The sequence below is a fragment of the Corynebacterium rouxii genome (genome assembly GCF_902702935.1).
Lineage (GTDB): Bacteria > Actinomycetota > Actinomycetes > Mycobacteriales > Mycobacteriaceae > Corynebacterium > Corynebacterium rouxii.
Window position 1 is genome coordinate 665002 of record NZ_LR738855.1, and the last position, 14072, is coordinate 679073.

At 53.5% G+C, this 14072-nt stretch carries 15 protein-coding genes and 1 pseudogene; 9 read left to right on the forward strand and 7 right to left on the reverse strand.

Features of this window, described 5'->3' with window-relative positions:
• Positions 1–118: 118 nt before the first annotated feature.
• Positions 119–2680 carry a preprotein translocase subunit SecA gene (secA, locus tag CIP100161_RS03470; protein ID WP_155871947.1) on the forward strand — a complete coding sequence of 854 codons (2562 nt, stop codon included), beginning with the start codon at positions 119–121 and terminating at the stop codon, positions 2678–2680.
• Positions 2681–2741: 61 nt separating this feature from the next.
• On the opposite strand, the gene CIP100161_RS03475 is transcribed toward secA, so the two are convergent.
• Entirely contained in the window at positions 2742–3185 is a 444-nt protein-coding gene (locus CIP100161_RS03475) for a hypothetical protein (RefSeq protein WP_155871949.1), read from the reverse strand.
• Positions 3186–3345: 160 nt separating this feature from the next.
• Here CIP100161_RS03475 and CIP100161_RS03480 point away from each other — a divergent pair, with 160 nt between their 5' ends.
• Together CIP100161_RS03480 and CIP100161_RS03485 are read left to right on the forward strand one after the other, a co-directional pair.
• Positions 3346–3756, forward strand: coding sequence for an HAD-IA family hydrolase (locus CIP100161_RS03480; RefSeq protein ID WP_155871951.1), 411 nt, complete (start codon positions 3346–3348; stop codon positions 3754–3756).
• An 11-nt stretch (positions 3757–3767) separates the two neighbouring features.
• On the forward strand, positions 3768–4274 hold the full coding sequence (locus tag CIP100161_RS03485) for a DUF6912 family protein (protein ID WP_010934490.1): 507 nt from the start codon (positions 3768–3770) through the stop codon (positions 4272–4274).
• 660 nt (positions 4275–4934) lie between these two features.
• Here the strand turns inward: CIP100161_RS03485 and CIP100161_RS03495 are convergent.
• A complete protein-coding gene (locus CIP100161_RS03495; RefSeq protein ID WP_232053077.1) occupies positions 4935–5558 on the reverse strand; it encodes a hypothetical protein in 624 nt (207 codons plus the stop codon).
• 447 nt (positions 5559–6005) lie between these two features.
• On the opposite strand from CIP100161_RS03495, the pseudogene CIP100161_RS03500 reads away from it, so the two are divergent.
• The 3 genes and pseudogenes from CIP100161_RS03500 to CIP100161_RS03510 all read left to right on the forward strand — a co-directional run.
• Positions 6006–6433, forward strand: a pseudogene (locus CIP100161_RS03500) (transposase); the annotation flags it as partial.
• 175 nt (positions 6434–6608) lie between these two features.
• Entirely contained in the window at positions 6609–7679 is a 1071-nt protein-coding gene (locus CIP100161_RS03505; protein WP_155871955.1) for a ferredoxin reductase, read from the forward strand.
• A gap of 14 nt (positions 7680–7693) precedes the next feature.
• Positions 7694–8974, forward strand: a complete 1281-nt coding sequence (locus tag CIP100161_RS03510; RefSeq protein WP_155871957.1) for a fatty acid desaturase family protein — start codon at positions 7694–7696, stop codon at positions 8972–8974.
• Position 8975: 1 nt separating this feature from the next.
• Here CIP100161_RS03510 and rsgA read toward each other — a convergent pair whose 3' ends face one another.
• Both rsgA and aroA read right to left on the reverse strand, forming a co-directional pair.
• Positions 8976–9983: a ribosome small subunit-dependent GTPase A gene (gene rsgA / locus CIP100161_RS03515; protein WP_155871959.1), complete on the reverse strand. Its 1008-nt coding sequence runs from the start codon at positions 9981–9983 to the stop codon at positions 8976–8978.
• Between the two features lie 4 nt (positions 9984–9987).
• On the reverse strand, positions 9988–11283 hold the full coding sequence (aroA, locus tag CIP100161_RS03520; protein WP_155871960.1) for a 3-phosphoshikimate 1-carboxyvinyltransferase: 1296 nt from the start codon (positions 11281–11283) through the stop codon (positions 9988–9990).
• On the opposite strand from aroA, the gene CIP100161_RS03525 reads away from it, so the two are divergent.
• On the forward strand, positions 11277–11963 hold the full coding sequence (locus tag CIP100161_RS03525) for an SOS response-associated peptidase (RefSeq protein ID WP_155874515.1): 687 nt from the start codon (positions 11277–11279) through the stop codon (positions 11961–11963). The two genes, aroA and CIP100161_RS03525, sit on opposite strands and share 7 nt — an antisense overlap.
• Here the strand turns inward: CIP100161_RS03525 and ybaK are convergent.
• Positions 11949–12452, reverse strand: coding sequence for a Cys-tRNA(Pro) deacylase (gene ybaK / locus CIP100161_RS03530; protein ID WP_155871961.1), 504 nt, complete (start codon positions 12450–12452; stop codon positions 11949–11951). The genes CIP100161_RS03525 and ybaK overlap by 15 nt on opposite strands.
• A gap of 45 nt (positions 12453–12497) precedes the next feature.
• On the opposite strand from ybaK, the gene CIP100161_RS03535 reads away from it, so the two are divergent.
• Positions 12498–13121: a sigma-70 family RNA polymerase sigma factor gene (locus tag CIP100161_RS03535; RefSeq protein WP_155871962.1), complete on the forward strand. Its 624-nt coding sequence runs from the start codon at positions 12498–12500 to the stop codon at positions 13119–13121.
• Positions 13118–13369 (forward strand): mycothiol system anti-sigma-R factor, encoded by a 252-nt coding sequence (rsrA, locus tag CIP100161_RS03540; RefSeq protein WP_004567129.1) that lies wholly within the window; start codon positions 13118–13120, stop codon positions 13367–13369. Before CIP100161_RS03535 ends, rsrA begins: the two co-directional genes overlap by 4 nt.
• Positions 13370–13600: 231 nt before the next feature.
• Here the strand turns inward: rsrA and CIP100161_RS12520 are convergent, their stop codons facing one another.
• Together CIP100161_RS12520 and CIP100161_RS03545 are read right to left on the reverse strand one after the other, a co-directional pair.
• Positions 13601–13675, reverse strand: a complete 75-nt coding sequence (locus CIP100161_RS12520) for a 50S ribosomal protein bL37 (RefSeq protein WP_014300525.1) — start codon at positions 13673–13675, stop codon at positions 13601–13603.
• A gap of 111 nt (positions 13676–13786) precedes the next feature.
• Positions 13787–14047, reverse strand: coding sequence for a WhiB family transcriptional regulator (locus CIP100161_RS03545; protein WP_004567132.1), 261 nt, complete (start codon positions 14045–14047; stop codon positions 13787–13789).
• Positions 14048–14072 lie beyond the last annotated feature (25 nt).

A 14072-nucleotide genomic window follows, 5' to 3' on the forward strand; every position in this document is an offset into this window, starting at 1 on the left:
TAGGCTAAATTGAGAACCCAGATCTCCGGCACTCGGTGATCTGGGTTCTTGGTATAAGGTAGCAATGACCTAGAATGTCTACGTTAAGACGAAACTATTTTCAAAGGATTCAGTACACGTGTTTGGACTTTCCAAGATGCTTCGCGTTGGCGAAGGACGGGCCGTCAAGCGCCTGAAGAAGATCGCTGATGATGTGATCGCACTCGAGGCGGATTACACCGATCTTACTGACGAGGAGCTCAAGGCTAAGACCCATGAATTCCAAGAGCGCATTACGCAAGGTGAATCAGTAGATGATCTCTTGCTTGAGGCATTTGCGGTCGCCCGTGAGGCGTCGTGGCGCGTGCTGGGTCAGAAGCACTACCCAGTGCAGATTATGGGTGGTGCTGCGTTGCACTTTGGCAACGTTGCCGAGATGCGTACTGGTGAGGGTAAGACCTTGACCTGTGTGCTTCCCGCATACCTCAATGCTCTCGAGGGCAAGGGTGTTCATGTTGTTACCGTGAACGATTACTTGGCTAAGCGTGACGCTGAGTGGATGGGCCGTGTGCACCGCTGGCTAGGCCTGAAGGTTGGCGTGATCTTGGCTAATATGCAGCCTGCGGAGCGTCGTGAAGCCTACAACGCCGACATCACTTATGGCACCAACAACGAGTTGGGCTTTGATTACCTGCGTGACAACATGGTGCGCTCCCTTGATGAGCTCGTTCAGCGTGGCCACCACTATGCGATCGTGGATGAGGTTGACTCCATTCTTATCGACGAGGCGCGTACGCCACTGATTATCTCCGGCCCAGTGGACGGATCATCGCAGTGGTACAGTGTGTTCGCTCAGATCGTTCCTCGTATGACCCGCGATATTCATTATGAAGTGGATAACCGCAAGCGCACCGTAGGTGTGCGTGAAGAGGGCGTAGCGTTCGTTGAAGACCAGCTCGGTATTGATAACCTTTATGCACCTGAGCACTCCCAGCTGGTGAGCTACCTTAACAATGCTATCAAGGCTAAGGAACTGTTCAACCGTGACAAGGACTACATCGTGCGCAACGGTGAAGTTCTGATCGTTGATGACTTCACAGGTCGTGTTCTTGATGGCCGCCGCTACAACGAGGGCATGCACCAGGCGATCGAGGCGAAAGAAAACGTCGAGATCAAAAACGAGAACCAGACTCTGGCAACCATCACGTTGCAGAACTACTTCCGTTTGTACGACAAGTTGTCGGGTATGACGGGTACCGCAGAAACGGAAGCATCCGAGCTGCACCAGATCTACAAACTTGACGTTATCCCGATTCCTACCAACCGTCCGAACCAGCGTGAAGACATGACTGACTTGGTGTACAAGACCCAAGAGGCCAAGTTCGCTGCCGTGGTGGACGACATCTCTGAACGCGTAGCAAAGGGACAACCAGTTCTGGTTGGTACCACGTCTGTTGAGCGCTCCGAGTATCTCTCCCAGCTGCTGCAGCGCCGTGGAATCAAGCACAGTGTGCTCAACGCTAAGTTCCACGAGCAGGAAGCCCAGATTGTGGCCAAGGCGGGTCTGCCTGGTGCAGTTACCGTGGCAACAAACATGGCCGGTCGTGGTACCGACATCGTGCTTGGTGGTAACGCCGACATCATTGCTGATACCAACCTGCGTGAGCGCGGTCTCAACCCTGTTGATACTCCTGAAGAGTACGAGGCAGCATGGGATGCCGAGCTCGCACACGTTAAAGAAGATGGTGCGAAGAAAGCCGAAAAGGTTCGTGAAGCAGGCGGCCTTTATGTTTTGGGTACCGAGCGTCACGAGTCGCGTCGTATTGATAACCAGTTGCGTGGTCGTGCTGGTCGTCAGGGCGATCCAGGCACCACCCGTTTCTACCTGTCCATGCGCGATGACCTCATGGTTCGTTTTGTTGGCCAGACCATGGAAAACATGATGAACCGTCTCAACGTCCCAGACGATGTGCCTATCGAGGCCAAGATGGTGACCAACTCCATCAAGTCCGCTCAGACTTCTGTGGAGAACCAGAACTTTGAGATGCGTAAGAACGTCTTGAAGTACGACGAAGTGATGAACGAGCAGCGCAAGGTCATTTACACCGAGCGTCGTGAGATTCTTGAATCGGCTGACATCGCGGCTGACATCCAAAAGATGATCGATGACACTATCGGTGCCTATGTCGATGCTGCGACCGCGACCGGCTACGTTGAGGACTGGGACCTAGAAACCCTCTGGAACGCTCTCGAGTCTCTCTATGGTCCATCCTTTAGCGCACAAGAGCTTATTGACGGCGATGCTTACGGTGAGCCAGGTGAGCTTTCTGCCTCCGATCTGCGTAAAGCTGTGCTGGAAGACGCACACAAGCAGTACGCGGAGCTGGAGGAAAACGTCACCGCTATCGGTGGCGAGGCACAGATGCGCAACATTGAGCGCATGGTCATCCTGCCGGTTATCGACACCAAGTGGCGCGAGCACCTCTATGAGATGGATTACCTCAAGGAAGGTATTGGCCTACGTGCCATGGCTCAGCGCGACCCACTGGTTGAGTACCAGAAGGAAGGCGGCGACATGTTCAACGCCATGAAGGACGCTGTAAAGGAAGAAACCGTTCGCCAGCTATTCTTGCTGCGCAAGCAGTTTGCAGCTGCAAATGAGCAGCTAGCGGAAACTGAAGAGGGCATCGTAGAAGCCTAATTTCTTTCAGCACATAACAAACGCCGCCTCCTGTTCTTTCAGGGAGGCGGCGTCGCTGGTTTTATGGTGAAGGTCTATTAGGTGGTGGCTCGATAAGGCGCAGGCTGCGCATTCGAATCACCTGTGGATGCGCGCTGGTAGGATCACGAGGTTCGAATTGTGCGAGAAATCCAATGTGGCGTCCTTGGAAGGTACTTGATCCTACTGCATCGATGAGCTGGTTGCGCTGATGAAAATGCAGGCTTTCGACGATTAATGGGGTGGGTGCTACTGGCGCTTTGCCGCGTCTTCTGGCGGATACTAGGCGCCGGATTTGCTCGGAGTAGAGGGCGTCGGCAAGCGTTGATGCGTGACGACGCCCAAATGCGGCATTGAGTGCTGTCGCAGAAAGCGTGAATGCGTCGCGCTTGATTTTTGTGGGTAGGCGACGAGGGGGTTCGGAAGGAATCGACGATTCCTTCCGAAAGGATTTGAGATAGCACATCCCTGGGATTGGGGTTAGCATGATGATGTAGTGGCTCCTTGAGCGGGATTGTTTGTACTCAAGGCAGACAAATTTGGGCATGTGTGACGCGTGGGCGCGCGTTCGGACCGACTTGTGTGACACAATAGCGGAGAATGTTCGTAAATTCTATACCTTTTATATACGGAGGTGGGGATAGGCCGTGCGTGGCTTGATCGTCGATTATGTAGGTGTCCTCGATGGACCGGATGAGGACCAGCGTCGCTGGCGTAACCTCTTGGCTGCTGCTCGTGCACATGGCATTGGCACTGCGGTGTTGTCGAACGATCCTGGTGGCCCAGCGGCTGATCCTATTCGCGTGTTGCAAACACAGGGCATTGTGGATGCGGTGATTTTGAGCGGTGAGATTGGCGCGGAGAAGCCTTCGGAGGCTGCGTTCCAAGCGGCTGCGGATGCGATTGATTTGCCTATGCGTGATTGCGTGATGGTGGATGATTCCATTTTGAATGTGCGTGGCGCTGTGGAAAGCGGTCTTGTTGGTGTGTTTTATCAGCAGTTTGACCGTGCGGTTGTAGAGATCGCGGGCCTGTTCGGCCTTGACGGCGAGTTCTAGAGGAGTTCGACATGCGGGTTTATCTTCCGGCTACTTTTTCCATTCTGCAAGAGCTGGATGCGCAGGGCAGTATTGTTGCGCGTTCGGGGTATGGCTTTGCGGTAACGCCTGCGCTGCGGGATTTTTATACTGCAGGTGATGAGGAGGAAATCGCGGAGTCTGCGTTTGAGGATGCGGCTTTGGCATCGATTCGTTTGCTGGCGATTGGTGACCAAGAAGCATTCCCGTATCGCCGTGTGGTGGTGTCGGTGGATGTTCCTGATGAGGTGATTACTCTTCGGCCGGATCTCGGCGAGTCTGTTGTGGTGTTGGATCCTGCGGTTGTGGGCTTCGATTCTGTTGCAGCGATTCACGTGGATGTAGAAGGCTCGGAAGCTGCCACGGCTAAGGCTATTGAGGTTATCGATGCCGCTGATTTGGGCGATGAGGATGCCGAGTTGGCGGTAGGTGATGCTTTGGATAATTTCTTGGCGTGGTACGACCCATCAGAGTTGTCGGCTTTGGTGGATCTGCTGTAGATCATCTTTTTTAAGGCGCACTCTTGTCACGATTGTGGCAGGGGTGCGTTTTTGTGTTTTCCCTGTTCAGGTTGCGCATATTTACCCTCACGGGGTTAGTTCTCCACAGGGGTTGACCAGCAGGTTTTGAAGTGCCCCAGGTTTTGTTCCGTTTGAGTAGATGGGAAAATCTGGGGTACTTCACTTCTAGCATAGAGAATTAACTCTTAAGCTACGCTAGCCCTAACTTCAGCGCATTATCGCTTATAGCTGAAAGTAGAGCTTTGTTCCCATCTATCTGCTGGGCATTTGCCCGTTTTCTTCTTGTTGAGGAGGGGGTGTCTCGGGTTGATGTTCCGAAGCTCAACATGCATCCGGACAATAGGAAACCGCTGATTTGTAAGTGGGTGGCCCAATTTCCACCGCCACCGGAAACAACAAGGAAAATAGTAAACGTGATAGCGGCTAGACAATGAATGGCAAGACGACTATGTGCTCGCAGCTGTCGATTTTTTGGCCATACTTTATTAACGAACCAGCTCACTGCTGAAAGAATCAAATAAAAAATTATCCCAGCTAGTATCCCCCGGAACTATATAGAGCATGTTTTCCCTTCTTCAACAGAGAGTTTGGACTCTAACCAGTAAAATTCTAGAAGTCTCAATATGTCTTGCAAACCCATTAACTAGGATTGATTGGCTCTTGGGTAGAGCTTTTTGCGGACTCCGAAACAGCTACATCGCTTTTTGTCTTATCACCAGCCGGTGTTTCTGTTGCCAAGTCTGAAGTTTCTGTCGCGGTAGCCGGATTCGTTTCTCCAAGGGTTTGCTCCAGTTTGGCGTCTTCTGTGTCGACTGGGAACAAAGGAACCTCGTTCGTAATCTTGGAAGTATCTACGGTTGTTGGATTAACAACTTCTATTTCTTCCATTCCCGGATCATTCGAAGGGATAATCGTATCCTCAGGCGATATGGAGCGGAAAGACCGAATCAAAGGAGTGAATTTGTCACTGGTGATGTAGGTTGTCGGCGAATTGTTGATTCGTTTCTGTAGATTTTGTGAAAACTTTGACCACGAATATCGAGCAACAGTTTCCGAATTCAATGGACCCAAATATGACGCGTTGGATACTGGACCGGAAGCCTGTACTCGAAGGCGGATATTCGTTGCCCCGTTGTAGCTGTAAGTCGTGAACTTAAAGTTGATCAGGTGATCCGCTCCCTCAGGATGTCCTTCTAATGAGCGAATGCTGAAACCATCTGCCGAGATTGCTTCGATTTTGACTGGAGCTTTTGTACCGCCCACTGTGTCTAGTTCACAGTTGGCCCCAACATAGAGTTCATCAGGACACCCAGTGAACGTGAAATTCATCGGCTGTAGCAGATGGCGTAGCAACGAGGGAAAGGGAAGAGAGGGGCTGCACAGGTAGTTAGAATGAGACGTCTAATCTTCATTTTATCCTCAGGGGGAACTGATTGGTTTAGAGATGAGAATTACGTTGACTTCAACTATTGATTATTGTGGTTCTAAGTTTGCTTTCGGATTAATAGCTAAGGTCAACGATCGGTGTAGTTAAAATTGAGATTGTTATCCGGGGAACAGGGCGCAGTTCATTGCGCCGCGAGGTAGAGAAATTGCGGGCGGAAAACGCGTATTTTAAAAAAATGCGGGACTTGAGGAACCAACGACGAGGTTAAAAGCCGAGGTCATTGTCATCTGCTAAGTCAACTCATCGATTGGGTGATCTGTTGGTTGTGGCAGGTCTTTGCCCGGTCAATCCTGTTGTACAGCGTTATCTCCCTTACCCACTACAGTCTTGACGTCACAGTCTCTGCGTGACGCCATTGCGCAGCAATCACCAGGGCAAGGACTATTTGTGCATACAGGTCAAGGGATCCAGTACCAGCATTTCAGCTGATGTGGGCTCATCGCAAGCATCGGTGGAGTGCAGTCAATGTCAAAGAAAGGCAACTGCTATGGCAATGCGGTGATGGGAAAACTTCTTCGGGTACTTAAAGATTGAGATGTGCCACGGTGAATCTTTTAGCAGCCTGTAGGAGTTCTACAAAGCAATCGATGATGATATCTACTGGTACAACCATGAACGCATGCAGAAGCGACTCAAGGGTCTGACTCCGATGTGCTATCGGAACCAGATCCTTGAATCCTTCACCACATAGGATAAAACCAGTCCAACTTCCGGGGGACATGTTCAGCATGAGGGGTAGGGGGTGGTCTTTCTTAGGACAGATACTTTTCTCTCCAAATGTTTGACGGGAAAACCTACGCTGACGTAACATGCATACTCACTTCGGTTACTTAACCGTAGGTTACGTTTGGGAAGGGAAGAATGTCATGGCACGGACGTCGAAAGATCGTCTCTCAAAAGTGCGAAAAATCCTCGGCAGATTTACCACCCCACTTCTGCCAGATGATTACTCGGTGCTGATTAACCCACGCTGGTCAACCCGCGAACTTCGTGGAACTATCGCAACTGTTCGTCGAGAAGCAGACGTTGTCCATCTTGACATCGTGCCAGGCTGGGGTGTGCCCACTGAGTTTGAGCCTGGTCAATTTATCGGAATCGGCGTGGAAGTAGATGGTCGTTATATTTGGCGCAGCTATTCACTGACCTGCACACCGACAACCTCTGACTCATTGTTATCGATCACAGTGCGCGCGGTAGAACACGGCAAACTCTCAAATCACTTAGTAGGCCACGCTACTCCAGGAACAACGGTGCGGTTGTCGGCACCCGCTGGCAATTTTCATCTCCCCACTCCGTTGCCGCCAAAACTTGCCTTGATTGCCGCTGGAACGGGCATCACTCCGATTATCTCCATGTTGCGCACGATGGCTGAGCGCAAGCAGTTTGCTGAAACTGATGTGGTGTTGGTGTATTCGATACGCGATCGCGCCCATGGGCTGTTTCTTGAGGCGCTAGCGCGGATGGCAACGCAACACCCGCAGCTGCGTGTGGTGGTACAAGAGACTTCCTCACAGTGGCGGGTGACACCGGAGACCGTGGCGTCGATAGTTCCTGATATTACGAGCCGCACCGTGTTCGCCTGCGGTCCTTCCGCCATGCTTGATGCTTACGAGTCATGGGCGAGCGCGAATCACGTGGATCTCACGACTGAGCGGTTTCTGCTCGATCGGAAGGCCACGACAGCACAGGGCGGCACGGTGAGCTTTGGGCAGCGTGCCAGTGTGCTTGTCGACGGCGCCACCACGGTGCTCGAAGCAGGAGAGCAGGCGGGAGTACAGCTTCCTTTCGGTTGCCGTATGGGGTTGTGTCACACCTGCGTGCGTCCGCTGACTAACGGCCACGCAACCAACCTTGTCACTGGCGAGACTCATGAACCGGGGTCACGTATTCGTACCTGCGTGTGCGTAGCAGCAGGCGACATCACCATCGAAGCATAGGACGGAACACTCTCATGGCAATCGACAACATTAAAGCGTATGCACACTTAAGCGACGCAGACATCGAAGAAATCGGTCGTCGCCTAGATCAGATCAAAGCAGAGGTAACGCAGTCACTAGGTGCTCGGGATGTGACCTACATCAAGCGCTTGATTCGTACTCAACGTAGCCTTGAGGCAGCTGGTCGATTCGCGCTGTTGTTTGCGGGAAATAAAAAGTGTTGGTGGCTCGGAACAGGGTTGCTCAGCACTGCGAAAATCCTAGAAAACCTCGAAATCGGGCATAACGTGCTTCATGGACAATGGGATTGGATGAATGATCCCGAAATTCACTCCACCACATGGGAGTGGGACATTGTCTGCCCATCATCACAATGGATGCACTCCCATAACTTTGTTCATCACACCTACACCAATGTGCTGGGAATGGATAACGATGTGGGATACGGAATCTTGCGCGTCACCCGCGACAGAAAATGGACAGCACTACATGCTTTCCAACCAGTGGTGAATACCGTATTGGCAGCCATGTTCCAGTGGGCGGTGGGGTACTACGACGTGGAACTTGGGCGCTATCTGACTAAACGCGCTGATTGGAATGACACAAAAGACAAATTCTGGGAGACCACAAACAAAGCAGGTCGTCAGCTCGCTCGCGACTACGTTTTCTATCCGGCGCTTGCCGGAAAAGCCTTTCCGCAGGCAGTGAAGGCAAATGCGGTCGCGAACCTTGTGCGTTCTGTGTGGGCGTACTCTGTAATCTTCTGCGGACATTTTCCTGATGAGGCAGAGACGTTTACCAAAGAACAGTTTAAAAACGAGGACCACAATCAGTGGTATCTACGCCAAATGCTGGGGTCTGCAAACTTCTATGGCGGCAAGCTACTCACCATCATGTCGGGCAATTTGAATTACCAAATTGAGCATCATCTGTTCCCAGATATGCCATCGAACCGTCTGGCAGAAGTAGGCGAGAAAGTGCGCGCGCTGTGCGATGAATACGATCTGCCGTACAACGTCGATTCTTTCCCAGCGCAGCTGTTCAAGGTGCAAAAAACACTGCTCAAGCTCACTCTTCCCAATAAGTATTTAGTGGCGAGCCCAGATAATGCTCCCGAGGTGCGTTCGAACCGAGCATTTTCGCAGAACCCTGAGATTGAAAACCAGCTGGCAGGAGGCTGCAACGGTAGCGGCCTACGCACGGGTCTTAAACTACTCAAACGCCTGCGCCCGAGTATCAAAGATGCCATCTTGATCTACACCGGGCGCAGGCCGCGGGGCAATCAGCAGCGCTGATCTATTCCCAATCCACGTTGGTGCGCAATGCACCGAGCAACTTGCGCACCGCGACAACGCGGCGACCAGTGGGGGAGTCTGCGTCGAAAGTGTCCAAGATACATTCTGGGTCGGCGGGAGGACCCATGTGAGTACAACCGCGAGGGCATTGTTCGACTGCCTCGTGGAGGTCTTCAAATACACCGATCACGGTGTCGGCATCAACATGGGCGAGGCCAAAGGACCTGATACCTGGGGTGTCGATGATCCAGCCGCCTTCCGGCAACTGCAATGCGACCGCCTGCGTCGAGGTGTGGCGACCTTTGCCCACGCCGGATACCTCACCGGTTTCACGTGCCGCCGACGGCACCAGGCGGTTCACCAATGTCGATTTTCCTACCCCAGAATGCCCAATGGTCGCCGAAATAGCACCGTGGGTGAATTTTTGAAGCGGCTCCAGCGGGTCTTCTACACCGCACACCACAACGGGAACATTGAGAGCTGCAAACTCGGACGCGAACTCGGTGGGGTCAGCCAGATCGGATTTGGTCAGACAGATCACCGGCTGGAGATTGCCCACGAATGCCGCTATCAAGGCGCGTTCGACAAAGCCTGCGCGCGGTGCGGGATCGGCAACGGCGCAGACGATGAGCAGTTGCTGTGCGTTGGCAACAACAATGCGCTCGTAAGGGTCGGTGTCGTCTGCAGTACGCCGTAACACGCTGCTGCGCTCAGCGAGTTTCACAATGCGTGCTAGAGTGCCTGGCCGTCCTGAGGTATCACCAACAATTCCTACTCGGTCGCCGACTTCCACGGGTGTGCGTCCCATTTCGCGGGCGCGCATACACACCACGGGGGTGTCCTGACCGTCAAGGACAACTCCCCAGCGTCCGCGGTCTTTGGTTACAACCATGCCGAATTCAGCGTTGTCATGCTTTGGGCGATCTTTCGTGCGGGGACGTGAGCCTTTACCGGGGCGCACACGTACGTCGGATTCATCCCAATGGCGGCTAGAGTTTCTCCGTGCCATCGACCTAACCTCGCACCATCGTGTGCCACATATCTGCAAACCCCGGCAGAGTCTTCGAGGTTGTATCAATGTTGTCAACCTGGACACCACCAACAACAAGGCCGATGATGGCACCAGCAGTTGCCATTCGGTGATCCGCATAGGAATGCCATGTTCCGCCATGAAGCGTGCTGGGCGTGATGTGGAGGCCGTCGGCAAGCTCAGTGCATGAGCCACCAAGACCTGTGATTTCTTGGGTCAGCGCTGCAAGACGATCGGTCTCATGCCCACGCAGATGAGCAATGCCCACCAGCTTCGATGGTGTGGTGGCAAGAGCAGCCAAAGCTGCAACAGTGGGGGTGAGCTCACCGATGTCCGACATGTCGAGAGAAATTCCCTTCAGCTGACCGCGCGCCGGACCGCTTACCCGCAGGTCAAAGCTCGAGCCTCGTGAGATCATCTCTACTGTGCATCCCATACGGCTTAAAATATCGCGTATTACATCGCCGGCTTGGGTCGTGCGCTGCGGCCAATCCGGAATAGTGACGGTTCCACCGGTCACGGCTGCAGCTGCAAGAAATGGCGTTGCGTTGGAGAGATCCGGTTCGATGTTCCAGGTTCGAGCTTCTACGTCACCTGGTTCTACTCGCCATTCGTTTTCTACGGAATCATCCACCTGTACACCAGCAAGGCGCAGCATGTCGACTGTCATTTCGATGTGAGGCAGGCTTGGCAACTTGCCGCCGACATGTCGTACAGTCAGTCCGGTGCGATAGCGTGCGCCGGCAAGCAGAAGCCCAGAGACAAACTGGGAGGAACCAGAAGCATCGATGTCTACGACACCGCCCGCGGGTTGCCCGGAGGCTTCTACATGGAAGGGGAGCTGGGTGCCGGTAACCGTTACGCCCAGTGCGCGGAGAGCATCGAGGATTTCTCCCATGGGGCGGGTACGCGCTTGAACATCGCCGTCAAAGAACACGCTGCCATGAGCTAGCGCGGCTATGGGCGGAACAAAACGCATGACTGTTCCGGCGAGGCCACAGTCGATGGTAGCGCTGTGGAAAGGCGCGGGGGTGACGTACAGTGATGTGGATGCCGCGCCGTGATTGGGGTCGTCGAAACGCACGCTAGCACCTAGGGCGGTGAGCGCACGGATCATTAAGTCGGTGTCGCGTGAGCGTAGCGCCCCGTTGATCTGCGCTGGGCGATGAGCGATCGCGGACAAGATAAGCGCGCGGTTGGTCATCGACTTAGACCCCGGAACCCGTACGGTTGCATGTACCGCATTGGTTGGGGTTGGTGCTTCCCACAATTGTGCCATTCCTCCATAATAAAGGCATGTGCGGACGCTTTGTTTTGTTTACCACCGACGAGTCGCTATTGGGACACCCAGCGCTGCGGATTTTTCACAGCATTCACGCGCCGAAAGGCATGCCACCGGCGCGCTATAACATCGCCCCTACCACGATCATTCCGATTCTTCGGGTGGGAACAACCCCGACGGAGGCCGTGATCGAGCCAGCGCGTTGGGGGCTGATTCCTGCATGGAAGCGCGAGGTTACGTCACCACCACTGTTTAACGCGCGCGCAGAAACAGTGACCACAAAACCGAGCTTTCGTCAGGCATTTCGTACCCAACGGTGCGCGATCCCCATGGACGGCTACTACGAATGGCACAACAAGAAACCATATTGGATTACGACCGGCACACCCACGTGGGTTGCCGGCCTATGGGATAGCGGTGCGGGCATGCTTTCAACGACGATGGTCACCACAGATTCCGTTGCACCTTTGGACTGGCTACATCACCGCATGCCGAGGTTTTTAAACAACGACGAGCTCGCCGTGTGGCTGCGTGGCAGCACCGACGAGGCCAGCGGACTTCTTGCTCCCGGCAATGCATCCGCCTTTCGCACGAGCCCAGCTGACCCCAACGTGGGAAATATCCGCAACGATTACCCAGAGCTTATCGACGCCCCCACGGACCTATTCAGCCTGTAAATCCGCGAAACTTCCGTTAACCACACCGATAAGGTCCTCGCCACTAAGCTCCACATCAAGACCGCGCTTGCCGCCGGAAACAAAAATCGTGTCAAACAAAATGGCCGTCTCATCCACCACAGTGGGCAACGGGTGTTTCTGACCAATGGGAGAAATACCACCAGGAATATAGCCCGACGATTTAGCCGCATCATGCTGATCAGCCATCGTGGCTTTCGACGCGCCCAACGCAGCCGCCGCCTTTTTCAAACTCAGCTTCGAGGTCACCGGAATACAAGCGACCGCAAGTTGACGCTTGGGACCTTTACCCGCGGTTAAATCGATGACCAGTGTTTTAAAAATCCTATCCGAATCTACGTCGAGTGCTGCAGCTGCTGCGTCACCAAAATGGTCTGTGCCACCTTCAAAAGTAGACACCGAATGCTTGATACCTGCAGCTTCCAACACAGCGAGTGCAGGTGTAGCACCGGACGGCTTTTTCTTGCTCATTTATGCCTCCTACTAGAATGGTTTTAACAATATCTAAGGAGACCAGTGGCTACGAAAACAAGCGACCTTGACGCACGTTTCGAGCGTGACGCACTACCGTTGCTCGATCAACTTTATGGTGGCGCACTCCGGATGACGCGTAACCCAGCAGACGCTGAGGACCTAGTCCAAGAAACCTACGTTAAGGCATATCAAGCCTTCAACAGCTTTAGTGAAGGAACTAACCTCAAAGCATGGCTGTACCGCATTATGACCAATACGTATATCAACTCGTATCGGAAAAAGAAGCGCCAGCCTACGCAGCAATCCGCTGAAGATGTGACCGATCATCAGCTGCTGGCCACGTCCTCCCATGAATCAGTCGGATTGGAATCCGCTGAAGTGGAAGCCCTGAAAAATCTTCCTAACCAGCGCATTGCCCAAGCCATGAACGATCTCAGTGAGGACTACCGCATGGTGGTTTACTACGCAGACGTTGAGGGTTTGGCATACAAAGAGATCGCAGAGATCATGGGCACCCCGCTGGGAACCGTGATGAGTCGGCTCCATCGTGGAAGAAAACAATTGCGCGAGGCGTTGAAAGACGTGGCGCAAGAACACGGAATTGCGGTTGAGGATAAACACGCAGATCACACCACTGATGCTGCAGGAAGGAAGAACAAAGCATGAGCCACGAGGGATGTTCTTGTTCCGAATTACGCGAGTACATGTATGCCTTACTCGACAGGGAACTTTCTCCAGTCGATTGTGCTCGCCTGCAGGCACACTTAGCCCAGTGTCCGCACTGCGCTGAGATCGTAGAAGCAGAAACCGAACTACGCGGTTTGCTGAAACGCTGCTGCTGTGGCACCGCACCGGCTACCCTGCGGGAAAAGATCACGTATTCGATCTCTATTACTCAGATCAAATACCAGTAATGAATTCGTGGCAGCCTGACAAAACAATCCGTCGGTGGACGGTTCTAATCTGAACAGCTGTTGAACGAAGAAGATACACGCCAGATCATCGTCAAGACGTGTACGGGGCTTAGCGTACGCCCCCAATGGCAACAGATACGAGAATGAAAAAGCTCGCGATGTGAAGTCCGTCTTTTCCCATTATCGGGGAAGAGGACCTCGAATCGCGAGCTTTGTTGCGCTCTTAGTGACTTAAGAGTTAGGGCGCTTACCGTGGTTAGCCTTGTTCTTACGACGGTCCTTGCGCTTACGTCCACGCTTGCTCATGGTGGTGCTCCTTATAGGTTGCAGAAAATGTCAATATCGAAACACCACCTTAGTAGGTGAGGAGGTGACTCGGAAAATCGGTGGGGAAACCCCACAGGGGGGAGGTAACAGCTATGCGGTAGCGCGTGCGCGACCACGGCCGCGGTTCTTACGACGCTTGAGCGCGCGGCGCTCATCTTCGCTCATGCCGCCCCACACGCCGGCATCCTGACCGGTTTCCAATGCCCATGCGAGGCACTGGGAGGTAACTGGACAGCGGTTGCATACTACTTTTGCTGCAGCGACCTGTGCCAACGCTGGGCCAGAGTTGCCGACAGGGAAGAAGAGCTCGGGATCTTCATCGCGACAAACGGCTTCATGGCGCCAATCCATTGTGGTCTCCTAAAATCACTACACG

Bases quoted from the DNA above. Each gene is read 5' to 3' on its own strand.
- CIP100161_RS03475 (WP_155871949.1), bottom strand. From the start codon at position 3,185: ATGCTAACCCCAATCCCAGGGATGTGCTATCTCAAATCCTTTCGGAAG.
- CIP100161_RS03485 (WP_010934490.1), top strand. From the start codon at position 3,768: ATGCGGGTTTATCTTCCGGCTACTTTTTCCATTCTGCAAGAGCTGGAT.
- CIP100161_RS03505 (WP_155871955.1), top strand. From the start codon at position 6,609: ATGGCACGGACGTCGAAAGATCGTCTCTCAAAAGTGCGAAAAATCCTC.
- CIP100161_RS03510 (WP_155871957.1), top strand. From the start codon at position 7,694: ATGGCAATCGACAACATTAAAGCGTATGCACACTTAAGCGACGCAGAC.
- rsgA (WP_155871959.1), bottom strand. From the start codon at position 9,983: ATGGCACGGAGAAACTCTAGCCGCCATTGGGATGAATCCGACGTACGT.
- aroA (WP_155871960.1), bottom strand. From the start codon at position 11,283: ATGGCACAATTGTGGGAAGCACCAACCCCAACCAATGCGGTACATGCA.
- ybaK (WP_155871961.1), bottom strand. From the start codon at position 12,452: ATGAGCAAGAAAAAGCCGTCCGGTGCTACACCTGCACTCGCTGTGTTG.
- rsrA (WP_004567129.1), top strand. From the start codon at position 13,118: ATGAGCCACGAGGGATGTTCTTGTTCCGAATTACGCGAGTACATGTAT.
- CIP100161_RS03545 (WP_004567132.1), bottom strand. From the start codon at position 14,047: ATGGATTGGCGCCATGAAGCCGTTTGTCGCGATGAAGATCCCGAGCTC.